The sequence below is a fragment of the Streptomyces sp. NPDC017246 genome, assembly GCF_044331325.1.
Taxonomy (GTDB): Bacteria; Actinomycetota; Actinomycetes; order Streptomycetales; family Streptomycetaceae; genus Streptomyces.
In genome coordinates this window covers 290065-308848 of the sequence record NZ_JBIRMW010000005.1, presented here as the reverse complement: position 1 = coordinate 308848, position 18784 = coordinate 290065, and the positions used below count along the sequence as shown (strand labels likewise).

Sequence of the window (18784 nt, the reverse complement as noted above, 5' to 3'; positions counted from 1 at the left end):
TCCATTGCTAGCCTGTCTAGCGCCGCTAGAATTCTGCTAACCCGCACAGCGGCGCCGAGAGGACGAGGACGCCCGAACCCGCTGGTCCACGGCGTTGTCAGTGGCGGCGACTAGCGTCGGCGACATGGAATTCCGTATCGACAGCGGCGTGTTGACCGATGCCGTGGCCTGGGCCGCGCGCGTCCTGCCGGCCCGCTCCCCCATGCCCGTCCTCGGCGGCCTGCTCCTGGAGGCGGCGGACGGCCGGCTGCGGGTCTCCGGACTCGACCACGAGGCCTCGGCCCGGGTCGAGGTCGAGGCCGACACGGACGCCGGGGGACGGGCCCTGGTCCTGGGGCGGCGACTGCTCGACATCTGCAAGGTGCTCCCACGGGGGCACACGGAGATCGCCGTGGAGGGCGCCCGCCTCTCCGTGACCTCGGGCGACGCCCGCTTCGGCCTCTCCCTGCTGCCGCTGGACGACTACCCCGCCCCGCCGGAGCTGCCCGAGATCCGCGGCCTGGTGGATGGGGACGCGTTCGCGGCGGCGGTCGGCCAGGTGGCGGTGGCGGCGGGCCGGGACGACTCCCTGCCGGTGCTGACCGGGATACGGCTCGCGCTCGACGGCACGACGATGACGCTCGCCGCCACCGACCGCTACCGCTACGCCGTCCGCACCCTGGAGTGGAAGCCCGGCGCCGACGACGCCGGGGAGCCCGCCGACGTGGTCGTCCCGGCCCGGCGGCTCACCGAGATCGCCCGCTCCCTCGCGGGCACCGGCCCGGCCCGGCTCGCCCTGGACGGCGGCTCGATCGGCTTCGAGAACGGCGGCCTGCGCACCACCACCCGACTGCTCGACGGACGCCTCCCCCGCCACGACAAGCTCTTCGCCCTGGGCGACCACGCCCTGGCGGCCACCGACCGGGCCCCGCTGACCGAGGCCGTGAAACGGGTCGCGGTCGTCGCCGAGGGCGACAGCCCCGTCCAGCTGACGTTCACCCCCACCGCGATCCATCTCCAGGCGGGGTACGAGGACGACATCGCCTCCCAGCGCCTCCCGGCCCGCCTCACCGGCCCGGACAGCCTGACGGTCGCCTTCAACCCCGGCTATCTCCTCGACGCCCTGAACTCCCTGGACTCCCCCGAGGTCCACTTCCGTCTCCTGGGTCCGGGCCAGCGGGCCCTGCTCACCGACGGCCCGGAAGGCACCCACCGCCACCTGCTGATGTCGGTGAAACCGCTGGTCTGAGGCACCGGCGAGAACCGGTCAGAACCCACCGCCGCCGAAGTCGCCGCCGCCGCCGAAGTCACCGCCCCCGAAGCCCCCTCCGTCACCGCCGCCGAAACCGCCGCCGAAGTCGCCGGAGTCGAAGTCGGCGCCTGAGAAGTCACCGCCCCCGAAGTCGTCGCCGCCGTACTCGGCGGCGTAGGCCGGGGTGGAGAGCATCGAGCCGAGGACGGTGCCCATCAGGAGGCCGGGAAGCATGCCGCCGCCGAAGTAGCCGCCGGCCCAGGGTCCGTAGGCGGGGCCCGCCTCCCAGTAGGGGCGGCGGACACCGTCCGCGTCGACCGTGCGGGCCATCGGGTCGAGGCCGTCGTCGAGGCGGGACGCGTCGGCGGCGCAGACCGGGACCTGGCGGGCGGTGCCGCCGCCCGGGGTCCAGGTGCGGTCCTCGGTGGAGGGGCCGTGGCGCGGGTCGAAGAAGCAGGGGGCGCGGCGCTCGGGGAGCGGGCGGGACTCGCGGCGGGCGGCGAGGACGGCGAGGGAGTAGCGGCCCTCCTCCAGGGCCTCGGTGACCGGGCGGACGTCGTGGGGGCGGGCGGCGGAGGCCATCCGGGACTTGGCCGTGTCGTACGAGTCGAGGGCGCGTTCGTAGTCGCCGCGCATCGCGTCGTCGGCGCCGGCCTCGACGGGGTGGAAGTCGAGGCGTTCGAGCTCTTCGCCGAAGGCGGTGATGTCCTCGTCGACGACGACCCTGAGCTTGTCGAGGGCGGCGCGTTCCTCGGCCTCCTTGCGGAGCCGGTTGCGGCGGACGACCGCGTAGGCGCCCGCGCTTCCGGCCACCACGAGGGCACCGAGGGTCACGAGTCCGGCGACGGGGACGCCCGAGTCGGTGCCGACGGAGCCCCAGCCGGCGGGGGCGGAGCCGCGCAGGGCGGGCAGGGCCTGGTCGACGAAGTTGTTGAGTTCGGTGGCCGCGTCGACGCCCGGCTGGCGTACGGAGGTGACGAGGTTCCGCACGGCCCGCTCGGAGATCACGGAGGCGTCGGCCTTGGCGTCGAAGGCATTGCCGAGGCGGATCGCGTACAGGCCGGTGATACCGGTCTGGGTGCGCAGGTTCTGGAAGAGGTTCTCCGGCGGGAACTGCGCGTTCGCGGGCAGGACGGCCACGAAGAGCGGCTTGTCCGCGTCCTTGATCTTCTGGGCGAGGGCGTCGGCGTCGGCCTGGGAGAGCTGGTCGGCGGCGCCCGGATCGACGTAGACCGGGCCCTGCTTCAGGGCGGCGGCCGCGTCGGGGATCCCCGTGGCCCTGGCGCCCGCGGAGGGCGCCAGGACCAGGAGCAGCAGCAGTATCAGCCCGCCGAGGGCCGACAGAAGAGTGAGCGGCCTGGTCCTCATGGTTCGACGCTACCCGAACCAGGCCGAACTAGACATAGAGGGCTATTCGGCGGGCTCGATGCCGGCCCGCAGCACCCCGTAGGTGAAGGCGTCCTCCAGGGCCTGCCAGGAGGCGGCGATGACGTTCTCGCCGACGCCGACGGTGGACCACTCGCCGTTGCCGTCGCTGGTGGTAATCAGGACGCGGGTGGTGGACTCGGTGCCGTGGCGGCCCTCCAGGATGCGGACCTTGTAGTCGACGAGCTCGAACTTGGCGAGCTGCGGGTAGATCCGCTCCAGGGCGAGGCGCATCGCGCGGTCGAGGGCGTTGACGGGGCCGTTGCCCTCGGCGGTGGCGACGATCCGCTCGCCCTTGGCCCAGAGCTTGACGGTGGCCTCGTTGGCGTGGGTGCCGTCGGGCCGGTCCTCGACGATCGCCCGCCAGGACTCGGTACGGAAGTAGCGGCGGGCCCGGCCCTCGGCCTCCTCGCGCAGCAGGAGTTCGAAGGAGGCGTCGGCGGCCTCGTAGGTGTAGCCCTGGAGCTCGCGCTCCTTGACCCGCTCGACGACCCGGGCGACGAGCGCGCGGTCGTCGCCGAGGTCGACACCGAGCTCCTTGCCCTTGAGCTCGATGGAGGCGCGGCCCGCCATGTCGGAGACCAGCATCCGCATGGTGTTGCCGACCAGCTCGGGATCGATGTGCTGGTAGAGGTCGGGGTCGACCTTGATCGCGGAGGCGTGGAGCCCGGCCTTGTGCGCGAAGGCGGAGACACCGACGTACGGCTGGTGGGTGGAGGGCGTGAGGTTGACGACCTCGGCGATGGCGTGCGAGATCCGGGTCATCTCGGCCAGCGCGCCCTCGGGCAGCACCTTCTTGCCGTACTTCAGCTCCAGGGCCGCGACGACGGGGAACAGATTGGCGTTGCCGACCCGCTCGCCGTAGCCGTTGGCGGTGCACTGGACGTGGGTGGCGCCGGCGTCGACGGCGGCCAGGGTGTTGGCGACGGCGCAGCCGGTGTCGTCCTGGGCGTGGATGCCCAGGCGGGCGCCGGTGTCGGCGAGGACGGTGGCGACGACGGCCTGGATCTGCGCGGGGAGCATGCCGCCGTTGGTGTCGCAGAGGATCACGACATCGGCGCCGGCCTCGGACGCGGCGCGGACGACGGCCTTGGCGTAGTCGGGGTCGGCCTTGTAGCCGTCGAAGAAGTGCTCGCAGTCGACGAAGACACGGCGGCCCTGGGCGACCAGGTGGGAGACGGTGTCGCGGACCATCTCCAGGTTCTCGTCCAGAGTGGTGCGCAGCGCCAGCTCGACATGGCGGTCGTGCGACTTGGCGACCAGGGTGACGACCGGGGCGCCGGAGTCCAGCAGGGCCTTGACCTGCGGGTCCTCGGCGGCGTTGCCGCCCGGCCTGCGGGTCGCGCCGAAGGCGACGAGCTGTGCGTTCTTGAACGCGATCTCCTGCCGGGCGCGGGCGAAGAACTCCGTGTCGCGCGGGTTGGCCCCCGGCCAGCCGCCCTCGATGAAGCCCACACCGAACTCGTCCAGGTGCCGGGCGATGGTCAGCTTGTCCGCGACGGTGAGGTTGATGCCTTCACGCTGCGCCCCGTCGCGCAGCGTCGTGTCGAAGACATGGAAGCTGTCGTCGAGGCGCGAGCTCTCGGCGTTCTCCGTGGTCATGACTGTGATGGCTCCTGTCGGATGTGGCTCCGGAAGGTCTGGATCCACTTGCCCCCATTCTCACGCGTCGTCCGTTTCCGGCGGGGGTGGGGCCGGAAAACGAAAAAACCCCTCGCGGGTGCGAGAGGTCTGCGCGCGGGTCTGGGGCACGGTGTCCACTGCCGCGGGGATCGTGCCGCGATTCAGTGGCCACTGGGGACCGGCGCGCTGCTGCCGATAATCATCGTGGTAGCGAGCACGCCGGAATTCTGACACAGGTGACGGTCCTGCGGGACGGGGATCTCACGATACGGGCAGCCGTTCGGGAGACCTTCCCGGCGTCACGACACCGGGAGCCGGTCCCGCTTCGGTCCGGGCGCGCCCGCGCCGCCCGTGCCGACCCGGCCCAGGTCGATGTCGCGAGTCTCCCGCATCGCGAGGTAGACGACCAGGGAGACGGCCGCGCAGCCCGCCACGTACCAGTAGAAGCCCGACTCGATGCCGGCGTCCTTGAACCACAGGGCCACGTACTCGGCGGTGCCGCCGAAGAGGGCGTTGGCGACGGCGTACGGCAGGGCGACACCGAGGGCGCGGATGCCGGTGGGGAAGAGCTCGGCCTTCACGCAAGCGTTGATGGAGGTGTAGCCGGTGATGACGAGGAGCGCGAGGAGGGAGAGTCCGAGGGCCGGCCAGAAGGAGCCCGCGTGCTTCAGCATCGTGAGGATCGGCACGGTGAGGAGCGTGGAGCCCACCGCGAAGGTGATGAGCAGGGGGCGGCGGCCGATGCGGTCGGAGAGCCGGCCGGCCAGCGGCTGGAGGCAGGCGAAGACGATGAGGGCGCAGAAGGAGACCAGGGTCGCGGTCTGCTTGGGCAGGCCCGCGGAGTTGGAGAGGTACTTGGTGAGGTAGGTCGTGTACGTGTAGTAGGCCACCGTCCCGCCCATGGTGAGGGCGACGACGAGGAAGGCCTCGCGGCGGTGCGCCCACAGCGCCTTCAGGGTGCCCTTCTGTTCGCCCGCGACCCCCGCGTCGGCGGTCTCCTCGTACACCTCGGTCTCCAGCATGGTGCGGCGCAGATAGAAGACGACGGCCGCGCCGAGGGCGCCGATGACGAACGGGATGCGCCAGCCCCAGCTGTGCAGGGCCTCACTGGTCAGCGTGGACTGGAGGACGAGCAGCAGGCCGAGTCCGAGGACCTGGCCGGCGGTCATCGAGACGTACTGGAAGCTGGAGGCGAAACCGCGGTGCTCCGGGGCCGAGGCCTCGGTGAGGTAGGTGGCGCTGGCGGCGTACTCGCCGCCGACCGAGAGCCCCTGGAGGAGGCGGGCGACCAGGAGGACGGCGGCGCCGCCGTATCCGGCGACGGAGTAGGTGGGCGCGACCGCGATGAGCAGGGCGGAGGCGGACATCAGGGTGACGGTGAGGGTGAGGGCGGCCTTGCGCCCCTTGCGGTCGCCCACCCGGCCGAGGAGCCAGCCGCCGACGGGCCGCATGAAGAAGCCGACGGCGAAGATGCCGGCGGTGTTCATGAGTTTGGCGGTGTCGTTGCCCTCGGGGAAGAAGGCCCCCGCGAAGTAGGTGGCGAAGCTCGCGTACACGAACCAGTCGAACCACTCGACCATGTTGCCCGCGGAGCCGACCCAGATCTTCTTCCAGTGCTCTCGTCCCATGGGCAGGAACCGTGCCGGACGCGGCCCGCGGGCAACAAGGCCGCGGCGGGCAACGATCGCGTGTACTTGCGTGCGTTGCGGTCGTGGCGGCGGATTCCCGCCCGTCCGGCTACGGCCGCGGCAGCAGATCCTGCTCGATGAACTCCCTTACGTGCTGCAGGACTTGCTGCCGTCCGGTGCCGGGCACGCCCACCGCGACATGCACGCTGAAGCCGTCCAGGAGAGCCCTCGTACGGGTGGCGAAGCGGTCCGGGTCGACCGTCCGGAACTCGCCACGCGAGATCCCTTCGGCCAGGATCGCGACGAGGTCCCGGTGCCAGGCGCCCTCGATGGCGGCCTGGCGGGCGCGGGCCTCGGCATCGGCGTTCTGGGACCGGTTCCAGACCTCCAGCCACAGGATCCAGTGCGGATCGCGGGGCCCGTCGGGCACGTACACGTCGACATAGCCGTCGAGCCGCTCGCGCGCGGTCCCCGGCCGGGACAGCAGCGCGCTGCGCTCGGCGCCGAGGCGCCCCTCGCTCCACTCCAGGGTCTGGAGCAGCAGCTCGTCCTTGGTGCGGAAGTAGTAGAGCAGGTGCCCGCTGCTCATCCCGACCTGCCGCCCGAGCCCGGCCATGGTGAGCCCGTCGAGCCCGCGCTCGGCGATCGTGTCCATGGCCGCGGCGAGGACGTCCTCGCGCGGCGGGGCGGCCTGGTTGCGCCGGCGTCGCAGGGAGGCCGGGGCGGCGGGGCCGGAGGGGTCGGAGGGGTCCATACGGGTCACTCGTACGTTCTACCTCATCCCCTCCCGGCCTCAGACCTTCGGCTGCTGCTGCGTGATGCAGTGGATGCCGCCTCCACCTGCGAAGATCGTCCGCGCGTCGACGAGGACGACCTCGCGCTCCGGGAAGAGGCGGCGGAAGATCTCGGCGGCGAGTTCGTCGTGGGGGTCGTCGAAGGCGCAGAGGACCACGCCGCCGTTGCACAGGTAGTGGTTGATGTACGAGTAGTCGACCCACTCCCCCTCCTCGTCCGTGAGGACGGTGGGTGCGGGGATCTCGACGACCTCCAGGGGCCGGCCCTGGGCGTCGGTCTGGCCGCGCAGGATGTTCACGTACATCCTGGACCGCTCGTAGTCGGGGTGGGCCGGGTCCTGCTGGCTGTGGACGAGGACCGTGCCGGGGCGGGCGAAGGCGGCGACGATGTCGACGTGGCCCTGGGTGCCGTAGAGGCCGTAGTCGCCGGCGAGGCCGTTGGGGAGCCAGATCGCCTTGGTCGTGCCGAGCTTGGCGTGGATCTCGTTCTCGACCTGCTCACGGGTCCACTCGGGGTTGCGTCCGGCGCCGAGCTGGACGGTGTCGGTCAGCAGGACGGTGCCCTCGCCGTCGACGTGGAGGGCGCCGCCCTCGTTGACGAGGGGGGAGGACAGGACCGGGACGCCGGCCGCGTCCGCCACATGGCGGGCGATCTTCGAGTCGTGCTCCCAGCGGGCCCAGTCCTGGCCGCCCCAGCCGTTGAACACCCAGTCCACGGCTGCCAGTCCGGTGCCGTCGGTGACGAAGGTCGGGCCGATGTCCCGCATCCAGGCGTCGTCGAGGTCGCGCTCGACCAGCTCGACATCGGGCCCGACGAGGGCGCGCGCGGACTCCGTGTCGCCGGGCGCGACGACCATCGTCACCGGCTCGAAGCGGCGTACGGCGCGGGCCACCGAGGCCCAGGCCTCTCGGCCCTCGGCGAGCTCGTCCTCGTTGGTGAAGGTGGGGTTGGGGCTGGGCCAGGCCATCCAGGTGCGCTCGTGCGGCATCCACTCGGCGGGCATGCGGTAGGTCATGGTGACGGGTCCTAGAGGAAGTAGAGACGGTTGAGGGAGACGGAGTCGGCCGCCTCGGAGCGGATCGGTGCGCCGTCGAGCGAGACGAGGCCGGTGGCGCCGTCGACCTGGACGTCTCCGGTGCGGGAGTTGAGCCGCAGGTCGGCGGGGCCGATGCCGCGCGTGCCGCGCACGGCGACGCGGCGTCGGCGGGTCGGCATCCGGTCGGCGCCGAGGTCGACGGCGGCCCGGGCGACGAACGCGACGGAGAGGTCGGCGGCGGTGGCGCCGTGCGCGCCGAACAGCGGTCCGAGGACCAGCGGTTCGCAGGTGTCGGTGGCGGCGTTGGGATCACCCACGGCCCCCCACGCGGGGAAGCCGGACTTCAGCACCAGCTGCGGCTTGGCGCCGAAGAACTGCGGCTTCCACAGCACGATGTCGGCCAGCTTGCCGACCTCGATCGAGCCGATCTCGTGGGCGAGGCCGTGGGCGATCGCCGGGTTGATGGTGAGCTTGGCCAGGTAGCGCAGCACGCGCGCGTTGTCGTCGTGCGCGCCGTCGCCCTCCATGGGTCCGAGCTCGGCCTTCATCTTCCCGGCCATGGCGAAGGTCCGCCGTACGGTCTCGCCGGCCCTTCCCATCCCCTGGGCGTCGGAGGAGGTGATCCCGATCGCGCCGAGGTCGTGGAGGACGTCCTCCGCCCCCATCGTCCCGGCACGGATCCGGTCGCGCGCCATGGCGGCGTCGCCGGGCAGGTCGGTCTTGAGGTCGTGGACGGAGACGATCATCCCGTAGTGCTCGGCGACGGCGTCGCGGCCGAAGGGGAGCGTGGGGTTGGTGGAGGAGCCGATGACGTTCGGGACGCCCGCCATCTTCAGGACGTTGGGTACGTGCCCGCCGCCGCAGCCCTCGATGTGGAAGGCGTGGATGGTGCGGCCGTCCAGGACGCGCAGGGTGTCCTCGACCGACAGGCACTCGTTGAGGCCGTCGCTGTGCAGGGCGACCTGCACATCGTGCTCCTCGGCGACCCGCAGGGCGGTGTCCAGGGCGCGGGTGTGGGCGCCCATGTCCTCGTGCACCTTGAAGCCCGAGGCGCCGCCCTCCGCGAGCGCCTCCACCAGCGGCGCCGGGTCCGAGGACGAGCCCCGGGCCAGGAAGCCGATGTTCACCGGCCAGGCGTCGAAGGCGTTGAACGCGTGACGCAGCGCCCACGGCGAGTTCACCCCGACACCCCACACCGGGCCGAACTCCTGGCCGATGACGGTGGTGACACCGCTGGAGAGCGACGCCTCCATGATCCGGGGGGAGAGCAGGTGGACGTGGGTGTCGACGGCTCCGGCGGTGGCGATCATGCCCTCGCCGGAGACGATCGAGGTGCCGGTGCCGACGACGACGTCGACGCCGTCCAGGGTGTCGGGGTTGCCGGCCCGCCCGATGGCGTGGATCCGGCCCTCGCGGATGCCGACGGACACCTTGCGGATGCCGAGGACGGCGTCGATCACGAGGACGTTGCTGATCACGACGTCGCAGGTCTCGCGGACGGCGGCGGCCTTGAGGTGCAGTCCGTCGCGGGCCGTCTTGCCGAAACCGGCCAGGAACTCGTCACCCGGCCGCTGCGAGTCCTCCTCGACCCGGACGACGAGACCGGAGTCGCCGAGGACGACTCGGTCGCCGGCGCGGGGGCCGTGCACGGATGCGTACTCGTACGGGTCCATCAGTTCTCGTCTCCGCTCTCGACGACGCTCTCGACGCCCAGGTAGCCGCAGGCCGCCGCGCGCCGCAGGGCCTCCTCCTTCGCGCCGGGCGCGTCCAGCGGGCCGTCGACCAGGCCCGCGAAGCCGATGGCGACGCGCGCGCCGCCGATCGGCACGAGCCCGACCTCCGCCGCGCCGCCCGGGTCGAAGCGGAAGGAGGCGCCGGCCGGGATGGCGAGCCGCATGCCGTAGGCGGCGGCGCGGTCGAAGTCGAGGCGCGGATTGACCTCGAAGAAGTGGAAGTGGGAGGTGACGCTCACGGGGACGGTCGCCGTGTTCCGTACGGGGAGGGTGAGCGCGGGCTCGGACTCGGGGTGTCCGGGGCCGGGCAGCAGCGCACCGGGCGCGGCCTCGCCCAGGCCGCCGCCGCCGATCGGGGCGGAGACGACCGCGAGCCGTGAGCCGTCGTCGAAGACGGCCTCGACATGGACCTCGGTGACCACGTCGGCGACGCCGGGGAGGACGTCGTCGGGGCCGAGGACCGAGCGGGCGGCCTCGATCGCCTCGGCGAGTCGCTTGCCGTCGCGGGCCGCCTCGCAGACCGTGTCCGCGATGAGGGCGGTCGCCTCGGGGACATTGAGCCGCAGGCCCCGGGCCCGGCGGGCACGGGCGAGCTCGGCGGCACCGAAGAGCAGCAGCCGGTCGCGTTCCGTGGGGGTCAGTCGCACGTCCGAAACACCTCCTGTTTGAGCGTCACTCTAAATGTTGAGACGCACTTCTCCAAGCATTGACGCGAGGCACTGCCACAGGTCACATTGAGCGCCACTCTAAATCTCTTGCCGCTACCACCCCCAGGAGGCCCCATGCCGATCGAACAGCGCGGAGTCGACACCGTCCCCGAGGCCGAACGCACCAGCGGCCCCCGGGATCTCGTCGCGATCCTGCTCGGGTCCAACCTCTGCCTGGGGGTGATCGTCTTCGGCTGGCTCCCCGTCTCGTTCGGCCTCGGCCTCTGGGCCTCGGTGACCTCCGTCGTCACCGGCACGCTCGTCGGAGTCGCCGTCACCGCACCCCTGGCGCTCGTGTCGCTGCGCACCGCCACCAACCTCTCCACCTCCTCCGGCGCCTTCTTCGGCGTACGGGGCCGGCTCGTCGGCTCGGTGGTCGGCCTGCTGCTCTCGCTCGGCTACACCGCGCTGACCCTCTGGATCGGCGGCGACGTCATGGTGGGGACGCTCGCCCGGCTCACCGGCCTGCCGACCGGCGGCACCTCGCACGCCGTCGTCTACGCGGTGCTCGCCGCCTGCACGGCGGTCGCCGCGGTGTACGGCTACCGGCTGCTCCTCAAGCTGAGCAAGGCCCTCGCCGTCGGCATGACCCTGCTCCTAGCCCTCGGACTCGTCGCCTACGCCGGGGACTTCACGACCGCGGCGGTGCCCGACACCCCGTACCTCCTCGGCTCCTTCTGGCCGACCTGGCTGTTCTCCGCCGTGGCCGCGGGCCTCAGCGGACCGGTCGCCTTCATCACCCTGCTCGGCGACTACACCCGGTACGTCTCCCCCGAGCGGCACAGCACCCGGACCGTCTGGCGGGCCACCTGTCTCGGCCTGGTCGTCGGGCTGCTGATCCCCCAGCTCTTCGGTACGTTCACGGCGCTCGCCGCCCGTGGGGGACTCGACTACGCGGGACCGCTCGTCGCCGCCTCACCCGCCTGGTACCTGGTCCCGCTGCTGATCGCGGCCACCGCCGGATCCGCCGGCAACGCCGGGCTGATGCTGTACTCGATGGGGCTCGACCTGGACGCGATCCTGCCGAAGGCCACCCGCGCGCGTGCCACCCTCGTCGTCGCGGCGGTGGCGACGGCCTTCGTCTTCCTCGGCCACTTCGCCTCGGACGCGCAGTCGGCGATGACCTCGTTCGTGCTGCTGCTCACGGCCATCGGCACCCCGTGGGCGGTGATCACCCTGATCGGCCATGTGCGCTGCGGAGGCACGTACGACCCGGAGGCCCTCCAGGTCTACAACCGGCGCTCGCGCGGCGGGATCTACTGGTTCTCGGCGGGCTGGCACCCGCGCGCCACCGCCTCGTGGGCGATCGGCGCGGCGGTCGGCCTGGCCTCGGTGTCGACGCCGCTCTACGAGGGGCCGCTGCTCGCCCTGACGGGCGGGATCGACTGCAGCTTCGTGCTGTCGGGGCTCGTGGGCGGTGCGCTGTACGCGGCCCTGACACCGAACAGGGCCTCCGAGACCGCGACGGTCCCGGAAGCCCTGGCACAGGCGGAGTAGCGACCGGCCCGGCTCACCCGGCCGGGCCGACCCGTACGACTAGCCCAGCTCGTGCATCCAGCCGTGGACGTCCTCGGCCCGGCCCGTCTGGACGGCCAGCAGCGCGTCGCGCAGCTTCATCGTGATCTCACCGGGCTCGCCGCCCGACTGCTTCCACTCGCCCCGCTCGGACTTGACCGTGCCGACCGGGGTGATCACGGCGGCCGTGCCGCAGGCGAAGACCTCGGTCAGGGAGCCGTTCGCGCTGTCGGCCTGCCACTGGTCGATGGAGACGCGGCCCTCCTCCGGCTCCAGACCGAGGTCCGCCGCCAGCTTGAGCAGCGAGTCACGGGTGATGCCGGCGAGCAGCGAACCGGTGAGGGTGGGGGTGACCAGCTTGTTCCCGTACACGAAGTACAGGTTCATGCCGCCGAGTTCCTCGACCCACTTGTGCTCCACGGCGTCGAGGTAGGCGACCTGGTCGCAGCCCTGCTGGGCGGCCTCGGCCTGGGCCAGCAGCGAGGCCGCGTAGTTGCCGCCGGTCTTGGCGTCGCCGACGCCGCCGGGGACCGCGCGGACGCGGTTCTCCGAGAGCCAGATGGAGACGGGCTTCACGCCGCCGGGGAAGTACGGGCCGGCCGGGGAGGCGATGACGACGAAGAGGTACTCGTTGGCCGGGCGGACGCCCAGGCCGACCTCGGTCGCGATCATGAACGGGCGCAGGTAGAGCGAGGCCTCGCCGCCGTGCTCCGGGACCCACGCCTTGTCGTGCCGGACGAGCACGTCACAGGCCTCGACGAAGGTCTCGACCGGCAGCTCGGGCATGGCGAGCCGGCGGGCGGAGGCCTGGAAGCGGCGGGCGTTGGCGTCGGGGCGGAAGCTGGCGACCGAGCCGTCGGGGCGGCGGTAGGCCTTCAGGCCCTCGAAGATCTCCTGCGCGTAGTGCAGGACGTTGGTGGCCGGGTCGAGGGCGAGCGGGCCGTACGGCACGAGCTGGGCGTCGTGCCAGCCGCGGCCCTCGGTCCACCGGATGGTGACCATGTGGTCGGTGAAGTGGCGGCCGAATCCCGGGTTGGCCAGGATCGCCTCGCGCTCCGCGGCGGACAGCGGGCTGGAGGAGGGCTTGAGCTCGATCGTGGGCGTCGTCATGAGTGCGTGTCCTTCACCGGTTGTGTGGGTAGGACCGCGCGCGCACGCCTGCTCTCGGAGACTGCTGTCCCTGACGAGGTGGACGTCCGAGCATGCCCGCATGCCGCGGCCCCACGTTCGATTATCGCTCGCGGGGACCGGTGCGGGAAACGGGTGAACGCGGTCCGGGGTTCCTTGGGTGCGCCCGGGGCCGCGCATGGAGCAGCCGCCGGGCGCTGTGCGACCCGGCGGCTGCTGTCAGAAGTCAGTCGGCGCGGGTCAGCTCGCTACTCGCGCGGCGAGCGCGTCGCCGATCTCGTCCGTCGTACGGACCCGGTCCCCACGCTCGACGAGGTCGGCGGCGACGGCCTCCTCGACCCGCACGGCCTCGGCCTCGTAGCCGAGGTGACGCAGCAGGAGCGCGACGGAGAGGACGGTGGCCGAGGGGTCGGCCTTGCCCTGGCCCGCGATGTCCGGCGCGGAGCCGTGGACCGGCTCGAACATCGACGGGAACTCGCCGCTCGGGTTGATGTTGCCGGAGGCGGCGACGCCGATGCCACCGGAGACGGCAGCGGCGAGGTCGGTGATGATGTCGCCGAAGAGGTTGTCGGTGACGATCACGTCGAAGCGGGCCGGGTCGGTGACGAGGAAGATCGTCGCGGCGTCGACGTGCAGGTAGTCGGTGGTGACCTCGGGGAACTCGGCCGCGACCTTGTGGAAGATGTCCGTCCACAGGTGGCCGGCGAAGGTCAGCACGTTGTTCTTGTGGACCAGCGTCAGCTTCTTGCGCGGGCGGGCCTGGGCGCGGGCGAAGGCGTCCCGGACGACCCGCTCGACACCGAAGGCGGTGTTGACCGAGACCTCGGTGGCGACCTCGTGCGGGGTGCCCTTGCGGATGGTGCCGCCGTTGCCCGTGTACGGACCCTCGGTGCCCTCGCGGACCACGACGAAGTCGATCGCGGGCTGCCCGGCGAGCGGGGTGGCCACGCCGGGGAGCAGCTTCGAGGGACGCAGGTTCACGTGGTGGTCGAAGGCGAAGCGGAGCTTCAGCAGGAAGCCGCGCTCCAGCACGCCGGACGGCACCGACGGGTCGCCGATGGCGCCGAGCAGGATGGCGTCGTGCTTCTTGAGGGAGTCGAGATCGGCGTCGGTGAGGGTCTCACCGGTGGCGTGGTAGCGCTTGGCGCCGAAGTCGTACTCCTCGGTCTCCAGCTTCACGTCCTGGGGAAGGACGGCCGCGAGGATCTTGAGGCCCTGGGCCACGACCTCCTGGCCGATGCCGTCGCCGGGAATGACTGCGAGATTGATGCTGTGAGACATGTCGGCACCCTACTCTTCGTCCCATCGTCTGACATGCGACGTCCACCATGTGGACGAAGCGCCATCCGGGTGAACGTGTGTCAGTGGCCGGTGGAGCCGCCGTTGTCACGGCGGTCGAGGGCGCGCTGGAGGGCGGCGGCGGCGTTCTGCCTGGCCTCGTCGCTGGGACGGTTGGCGGAGTGGCGGACGCGGCGGGCGGTCTGAGTTGCCATGAGGGATCGACTCCTTGAGATCAGTGGTGATCCGAAGTGCGGAGATCAGTGGTGATCGAAGGTGCCGGCAGGGGCGGGGAGCGCCGCCGCAGGGGTTGCCTGCACAGGGGCGTCGCGCTCTCGACCGCCATTCGCTGATGAAGCGAGACGTTCGGCTTCTACAAAGCTAGGGCAGGCCACCGCATCTGTCTCCACAATTACTCGGACTTCCTACTATCTGAGACGGCCCGGAACCGGGTGTCACCTCACGACACCTACGGCTCTCCTATCTAGTTTGCGTTCCTACCTAGCTGGTGCTCCAATACACCCATGGCCGCAGACCGCAGATCCAGCTGGCTCAAGGGAGTCCTCGACCTGCTCGTCCTCTCCCGCCTGACCGACGGGGAGAGCTACGGGTACGAGATCGCCAAGGCACTCGCCGAGGCGGGACTCGGCGAGATCAAGGGCGGGACGCTCTATCCCGTACTGAACCGCCTGGAGGAAGCCGGTCTGGTGGAGGCCGAGTTCCGGGCCGCCGAGCGCGGACCGGGACGCCGCTACTACCGGCTCACCGCGCGAGGGCGCGAGCACCTCGCCACCGAGAGCCGCGACTGGCTGCGCTTCCACCGCGCCGTCGAGACCACGCTCCACCCAGGGGGAACCACGACATGACCACGGAATCCGACCGCTACTTCAGCGAGCTCACCGGCACACTGCGCGCCGCCGGCGTACCGGACGCGCAGATCACCGCCACCGTCGAGGACCTCCGCGGACACCTCGCCGAGACGGGGACGGACCCGCGGGAGGAGTTCGGGCCGGCCACCGCCTTCGCCGCCCAGCTCGGCGGGCTCGTCCCGCCGCCCGGGGAGCCGGACGAGCGGGCCGAGTCCTGGACCTGGACCGCCGACCTCTTCAACGACCGCCGGATGCTCACCGTCCACGGCGACCAGGGCTGGGAGGTGGAGTCCCTGGACTCCCTCGGCCGGTTCGTCTGCCGCCGCTCCGCGACGGCGACGCTGCGCTGGGAGTACCGCCGCGAGATCATCGGAGCCGGGCGCCGCGCCAAGGTCCTGGCCGAGCTGGAGCCCGAGGGCTGGGAGCTGTGCGGCGAGTGGCTCGTGTACGGCTACTTCAAGAGGCCGCGCGCGGCGACGGCGGGCCCGGCGGGCACCCTGGAGACCCGGCAGGCGGCCCCGCACCGGCGGCTGTTCCTGAGCCGTCGCGGCAAGGTGGCGCTCGCGGTGTGGTGCGTCCTGGTCGGCGGCGCGATGGCGGCGTGCTTCATCGGGACGCTCGGCACGGGCGGGCTCGCGATCACCATCGCCCTCGCCTCGATGTTCTTCGCCCTCCTCACCTCCCACCTGGAGACCGAGAAGGGGCGGGTGAATCAGGACCGCTCCGATTCCTGACCCTCCCTCACAGCACGTCGCCGTCCCGCCAGTCGAAGATCAGCGGGGCGGCGGCGTCGGGCAGCGCGCCGCCGGCGGCCGGGCGCAGACGCGTGGAGCCCTCCTCGTCCGCGAGCCGGACGACCCCCTCGGGCCCGAGCACCTCGATCCGCCCCTCCCAGACCCGCCGGCCGCGCGCCCGGCAGAGCGCGGCCCCGTCGTCGGACGCGGACAGCGCCGCGAAGGCGTGGGTGCCATCGGCCACCCGCTCCAGGGCGGCCATCACCTGCCCGCCGAGGGCGTGGTCCCAGTCGTCCTCGGAGAACTCGCCGTCGAAGGCGGCGTCGAGCAGCGCGCGTACGGAGCGGAGCCGCTCGGCCCCGAGTTCATGGGTGGGCGCGGTCCTCACGGTCATGACCTCAGGCTCCCACAGGACACTTCTAACCACTCATAAAGCATTGACAGGTTAGAGAACTCCTGATTGAGTCATGCCATAACCAGTCACGCAGACTTGAGGGGTTAGAAATGACGACGACCGTGCTGCCGATCCACCACCGCACCGTCAAGGTCCGCGGCCACGAGATCGCCTACCGCGAGGCGGGCCCGGCCGACGCCCCCGTACTCCTGCTGCTGCACGGCTTCCCCACCAGCTCGCACATGTTCCGCGACCTGATCCCGCTGCTCGCCGACCGCTACCGGCTGGTCGCCCCCGACCACCTGGGCTTCGGCCGCAGCTCCGCCCCCTCGGCCGCCGACTTCGACTACACCTTCGCCGGGCTGGCCGAGCTCACCGGCGAGTTCACCGAGGCCCTGGGCCTCGACCGGTTCGCGCTCTACATCCAGGACTACGGCTCCCCCATCGGCCTGCGGCTCGCCCTCGCCCACCCCGAGCGGATCACCGCGATCATCAGCCAGAACGGCAACGCCTACGAGGAGGGCCTCGGCGCCGAGGCCTGGGCGCCGGTCCTCGCCCTGATCGCCGAGCGCACCCCCGAGACCGAGGAGCCGGTCCGCGCGATCCGCTCCCTCGACGGCATCCGCTGGCAGTACGAGACGGGTGTTCCCGCCGAGTACCGCGACCTGCTCAACCCCGACGCCTGGCACCACGACGCCGGCCTCATGGCCCGCGAGGGCCAGGACGGGATCCAGCTCGGCCTGATCGCCGACTACGGCAGCAACTTCGACCTCTACCCGGCCTTCCAGGAGTACTTCCGCACCAGCCGGGTCCCGCTCCTCGCCGTCTGGGGCGAGGGCGACCAGGTCTTCGTCCCGGCGGGCGCCGAAGCCTTCCGCCGCGACCTCCCGGAGGCCGAGATCCACCTCCTCCCGACGGGCCACTTCGCCCTGGAGACCCACGCGCCGGCGATCGCCGGACTGATCGGCGACTTCCTGAAGCGGACCCTGGCCTGACCCGAAGGCCCGGCCCGACCCGAAGACCCGGCCCGAAGGCCCGGCCCGGCCGCGAATCCGGCCGGCCGGGACACCCCGCCCTGTCGCCGCCCGCCCGTCCCGTCAACGCGGACGGGCGGGCGGCGTCTGATCGACGAGAACGGCCGTCGTGCGGTCGAGGAGCTCGCACAGGGCGGCGTGCTCGGCCGGCGTGAACGCGTCCGTGAGCGCCCTCTCCAGGACGATCACCTCCTCGTACGCACGGCCCAGCACCGCCAGGCCCTCCTCGGTCGGCGTGACGATCTGCACCTTGGCGTGCACGGGCGACGGGTCGCGGCGAACGAGCCCCTTGCCCTCCATGTTGGTCAGGACACTGGCCATGCTCTGCTGGGTCACCCCGCAGGCGCGTGCCGCCTGGGCCGCGGACATGCCTCCCTCGCGCGAGAGCGTCAGCAGCACGGTGTACTGCGTCATGGTCAGCCCGTGCCCGCGCAGGACGGCTTCGTGGTGCGCCATCAGCGCCTGTTCCGCACGCCTGATCCGGCTGCAGAGGTACTCCTCGACCGGCATGTCCGCCATGCCCTCACTCCCTCGCTCCGCTCCGCGGCACCCATTTACACAGAATCCTGTGTTGACTCAGGTACCTGTCACATCTACCGTTTCCCCGTGACGACATGACACAGGATACTGAGTCAGCACAGGAGGCTGCATTCATGAGGGCGATCGTTCTCGACAGCGACGACCACTACCGGATCACCGAACTCGACGAGCCGTCTCCCGGCCCCGGCGAGGTCGCCGTCCGGGTGGCCTACAGCGGTGTCCAATGGGGCGACACGATGGTCAAGGACGGCCTCTTCCCCGTACCGCGCCCCTTCGTCCCCGGCTTCGAGGCGTCCGGGCACATCGTCGCGGTCGGCCCGGACGTGGACGGGAGCCGGGTCGGGGAGGCCGTCACGGCGCTCGCCACCGGCGGCGCGCACGCCGAGGTGGTCGTCGTGCCCGCCGTCCTCGCGCTCGCCGTCGGCGCGACCCCCCTGCGGACGGCCGCGGGCTTCGGCTGGGGCACGCCGACCGCGTACGACCTCGTCCACACCGTCGCCCGCGTGCGAGCCGGCGAGCACGTGCTGATCCACGGCGCCGCCGGCGGGGTCGGCGTGCTCGCCGCCCAGTTCGCCCGGCTGGCCGGCGCCGGCCGGATCGTCGGGGTGGTCGGCAGTGACCTCAGGGCCGCGTACGCGAAGGAGTTCGGCTACGACCGGATCCTGCTGCGCGAGGAGTTCCCGGCCGGGCTCGGCGACGAGCGCTTCGACGTGGTCCTCGACCCGGTCGGCGGCCCGACCCGGCAGGCCGGCCTGCGCGCACTCGCACCGCACGGCCGCCTGGTGGCGTACGGCGGCGTCGGCGGCCACGCCCCCGTCCTCGCCGACACCGACGACCTCCTCGGGGACGGCCGATCGCTGATGACCTACAACAGCAGCCTGCTGAGCCGGACCCACCCCGAGCGCCTCGCCGACTCCGCCCGCCGGGCCCTCGGCCTGCTGGCCGAGGGACGGATCCGGGTGGACATCACCGCCGAGTACGACCCGGCGGAGCTCGGCGTCGCGGTACGGCGGCTGCGCGAGGGCGCCACCCACGGCAAGAGCGTGCTCCGCGTCGCCGGACGGCTCGACGCGGGCCGATCCTCCCGGACCCGGACATGAGAACCGCCCCCGTC

Annotated in this window: 18 protein-coding genes; 6 read left to right on the top strand and 12 right to left on the bottom strand. The window is 71.9% G+C overall.

What is annotated here, in order from left to right; genetic code table 11:
• Window positions 1–124: 124 nt before the first annotated feature.
• Window positions 125–1228: a DNA polymerase III subunit beta gene (gene dnaN, locus ACH4MY_RS14355; protein ID WP_398002296.1), complete on the top strand. Its 1104-nt coding sequence runs from the start codon at window positions 125–127 to the stop codon at window positions 1226–1228.
• Window positions 1229–1246: 18 nt separating this feature from the next.
• On the opposite strand, the gene ACH4MY_RS14350 is transcribed toward dnaN, so the two are convergent.
• The 7 genes from ACH4MY_RS14350 to ureA all read right to left on the bottom strand — a co-directional run bounded on the left by ACH4MY_RS14350 (window position 1247) and on the right by ureA (window position 10118).
• Window positions 1247–2599 carry a hypothetical protein gene (locus ACH4MY_RS14350; RefSeq protein ID WP_398002293.1) on the bottom strand — a complete coding sequence of 451 codons (1353 nt, stop codon included), beginning with the start codon at window positions 2597–2599 and terminating at the stop codon, window positions 1247–1249.
• Window positions 2600–2641: 42 nt separating this feature from the next.
• Complete coding sequence (cimA, locus tag ACH4MY_RS14345; protein ID WP_398002290.1) at window positions 2642–4258, bottom strand: citramalate synthase; 1617 nt, start codon at window positions 4256–4258, stop codon at window positions 2642–2644.
• Window positions 4259–4578: 320 nt separating this feature from the next.
• Window positions 4579–5907 carry an MFS transporter gene (locus ACH4MY_RS14340; protein WP_398002288.1) on the bottom strand — a complete coding sequence of 443 codons (1329 nt, stop codon included), beginning with the start codon at window positions 5905–5907 and terminating at the stop codon, window positions 4579–4581.
• 109 nt (window positions 5908–6016) lie between these two features.
• Window positions 6017–6562 (bottom strand): TetR/AcrR family transcriptional regulator, encoded by a 546-nt coding sequence (locus tag ACH4MY_RS14335; RefSeq protein ID WP_398002718.1) that lies wholly within the window; start codon window positions 6560–6562, stop codon window positions 6017–6019.
• Window positions 6563–6700: 138 nt separating this feature from the next.
• On the bottom strand, window positions 6701–7717 hold the full coding sequence (locus ACH4MY_RS14330; RefSeq protein ID WP_398002286.1) for an agmatine/peptidylarginine deiminase: 1017 nt from the start codon (window positions 7715–7717) through the stop codon (window positions 6701–6703).
• 11 nt (window positions 7718–7728) lie between these two features.
• Complete coding sequence (locus ACH4MY_RS14325) at window positions 7729–9411, bottom strand: urease subunit alpha (RefSeq protein WP_398002283.1); 1683 nt, start codon at window positions 9409–9411, stop codon at window positions 7729–7731.
• Window positions 9411–10118: an urease subunit gamma gene (gene ureA / locus ACH4MY_RS14320; protein ID WP_398002280.1), complete on the bottom strand. Its 708-nt coding sequence runs from the start codon at window positions 10116–10118 to the stop codon at window positions 9411–9413. Before ureA ends, ACH4MY_RS14325 begins: the two co-directional genes overlap by 1 nt.
• Window positions 10119–10253: 135 nt before the next feature.
• Here ureA and ACH4MY_RS14315 point away from each other — a divergent pair, with 135 nt between their 5' ends.
• Entirely contained in the window at window positions 10254–11675 is a 1422-nt protein-coding gene (locus tag ACH4MY_RS14315) for a cytosine permease (RefSeq protein WP_398002277.1), read from the top strand.
• Between the two features lie 39 nt (window positions 11676–11714).
• Here ACH4MY_RS14315 and ACH4MY_RS14310 read toward each other — a convergent pair whose 3' ends face one another.
• The 3 genes from ACH4MY_RS14310 to ACH4MY_RS14300 form a co-directional block, all read right to left on the bottom strand.
• On the bottom strand, window positions 11715–12803 hold the full coding sequence (locus ACH4MY_RS14310) for a branched-chain amino acid aminotransferase (protein WP_398002275.1): 1089 nt from the start codon (window positions 12801–12803) through the stop codon (window positions 11715–11717).
• Window positions 12804–13061: 258 nt separating this feature from the next.
• Window positions 13062–14102: a 3-isopropylmalate dehydrogenase gene (locus tag ACH4MY_RS14305; RefSeq protein WP_398002272.1), complete on the bottom strand. Its 1041-nt coding sequence runs from the start codon at window positions 14100–14102 to the stop codon at window positions 13062–13064.
• Between the two features lie 80 nt (window positions 14103–14182).
• Window positions 14183–14314, bottom strand: a complete 132-nt coding sequence (locus ACH4MY_RS14300; protein ID WP_260461862.1) for a hypothetical protein — start codon at window positions 14312–14314, stop codon at window positions 14183–14185.
• Between the two features lie 309 nt (window positions 14315–14623).
• Between ACH4MY_RS14300 and ACH4MY_RS14295 the strand changes: the two genes are divergently transcribed.
• Together ACH4MY_RS14295 and ACH4MY_RS14290 are read left to right on the top strand one after the other, a co-directional pair.
• Window positions 14624–14965 carry a PadR family transcriptional regulator gene (locus tag ACH4MY_RS14295; protein ID WP_398002269.1) on the top strand — a complete coding sequence of 114 codons (342 nt, stop codon included), beginning with the start codon at window positions 14624–14626 and terminating at the stop codon, window positions 14963–14965.
• The gene (locus tag ACH4MY_RS14290) at window positions 14962–15702 is read left to right on the top strand and encodes a hypothetical protein (RefSeq protein WP_398002267.1); all 741 of its coding nucleotides are present in this window, start codon (window positions 14962–14964) and stop codon (window positions 15700–15702) included. Before ACH4MY_RS14295 ends, ACH4MY_RS14290 begins: the two co-directional genes overlap by 4 nt.
• A gap of 7 nt (window positions 15703–15709) precedes the next feature.
• On the opposite strand, the gene ACH4MY_RS14285 is transcribed toward ACH4MY_RS14290, so the two are convergent.
• Entirely contained in the window at window positions 15710–16096 is a 387-nt protein-coding gene (locus ACH4MY_RS14285; protein WP_398002264.1) for a hypothetical protein, read from the bottom strand.
• 110 nt (window positions 16097–16206) lie between these two features.
• Between ACH4MY_RS14285 and ACH4MY_RS14280 the strand changes: the two genes are divergently transcribed.
• Window positions 16207–17091, top strand: a complete 885-nt coding sequence (locus ACH4MY_RS14280) for an alpha/beta fold hydrolase (protein ID WP_398002261.1) — start codon at window positions 16207–16209, stop codon at window positions 17089–17091.
• Between the two features lie 102 nt (window positions 17092–17193).
• Here ACH4MY_RS14280 and ACH4MY_RS14275 read toward each other — a convergent pair whose 3' ends face one another.
• Window positions 17194–17649, bottom strand: a complete 456-nt coding sequence (locus ACH4MY_RS14275; RefSeq protein ID WP_398002258.1) for a MarR family winged helix-turn-helix transcriptional regulator — start codon at window positions 17647–17649, stop codon at window positions 17194–17196.
• A 134-nt stretch (window positions 17650–17783) separates the two neighbouring features.
• On the opposite strand from ACH4MY_RS14275, the gene ACH4MY_RS14270 reads away from it, so the two are divergent.
• On the top strand, window positions 17784–18770 hold the full coding sequence (locus ACH4MY_RS14270; protein ID WP_398002255.1) for a zinc-binding alcohol dehydrogenase family protein: 987 nt from the start codon (window positions 17784–17786) through the stop codon (window positions 18768–18770).
• The last annotated feature ends 14 nt before the right edge of the window (window positions 18771–18784 follow it).

Bases quoted from the DNA above. Each gene is read 5' to 3' on its own strand.
- ACH4MY_RS14340 (WP_398002288.1), bottom strand. From the start codon at position 5,907: ATGGGACGAGAGCACTGGAAGAAGATCTGGGTCGGCTCCGCGGGCAAC.
- ACH4MY_RS14335 (WP_398002718.1), bottom strand. From the start codon at position 6,562: ATGGACACGATCGCCGAGCGCGGGCTCGACGGGCTCACCATGGCCGGG.
- ACH4MY_RS14315 (WP_398002277.1), top strand. From the start codon at position 10,254: ATGCCGATCGAACAGCGCGGAGTCGACACCGTCCCCGAGGCCGAACGC.
- cimA (WP_398002290.1), bottom strand. From the start codon at position 4,258: ATGACCACGGAGAACGCCGAGAGCTCGCGCCTCGACGACAGCTTCCAT.
- ACH4MY_RS14275 (WP_398002258.1), bottom strand. From the start codon at position 17,649: ATGGCGGACATGCCGGTCGAGGAGTACCTCTGCAGCCGGATCAGGCGT.
- ACH4MY_RS14300 (WP_260461862.1), bottom strand. From the start codon at position 14,314: ATGGCAACTCAGACCGCCCGCCGCGTCCGCCACTCCGCCAACCGTCCC.
- ACH4MY_RS14270 (WP_398002255.1), top strand. From the start codon at position 17,784: ATGAGGGCGATCGTTCTCGACAGCGACGACCACTACCGGATCACCGAA.
- ACH4MY_RS14290 (WP_398002267.1), top strand. From the start codon at position 14,962: ATGACCACGGAATCCGACCGCTACTTCAGCGAGCTCACCGGCACACTG.
- ACH4MY_RS14325 (WP_398002283.1), bottom strand. From the start codon at position 9,411: ATGGACCCGTACGAGTACGCATCCGTGCACGGCCCCCGCGCCGGCGAC.
- ACH4MY_RS14285 (WP_398002264.1), bottom strand. From the start codon at position 16,096: ATGACCGTGAGGACCGCGCCCACCCATGAACTCGGGGCCGAGCGGCTC.
- dnaN (WP_398002296.1), top strand. From the start codon at position 125: ATGGAATTCCGTATCGACAGCGGCGTGTTGACCGATGCCGTGGCCTGG.
- ACH4MY_RS14310 (WP_398002275.1), bottom strand. From the start codon at position 12,803: ATGACGACGCCCACGATCGAGCTCAAGCCCTCCTCCAGCCCGCTGTCC.
- ACH4MY_RS14305 (WP_398002272.1), bottom strand. From the start codon at position 14,102: ATGTCTCACAGCATCAATCTCGCAGTCATTCCCGGCGACGGCATCGGC.
- ACH4MY_RS14330 (WP_398002286.1), bottom strand. From the start codon at position 7,717: ATGACCTACCGCATGCCCGCCGAGTGGATGCCGCACGAGCGCACCTGG.
- ACH4MY_RS14295 (WP_398002269.1), top strand. From the start codon at position 14,624: ATGGCCGCAGACCGCAGATCCAGCTGGCTCAAGGGAGTCCTCGACCTG.
- ACH4MY_RS14280 (WP_398002261.1), top strand. From the start codon at position 16,207: ATGACGACGACCGTGCTGCCGATCCACCACCGCACCGTCAAGGTCCGC.
- ACH4MY_RS14350 (WP_398002293.1), bottom strand. From the start codon at position 2,599: ATGAGGACCAGGCCGCTCACTCTTCTGTCGGCCCTCGGCGGGCTGATA.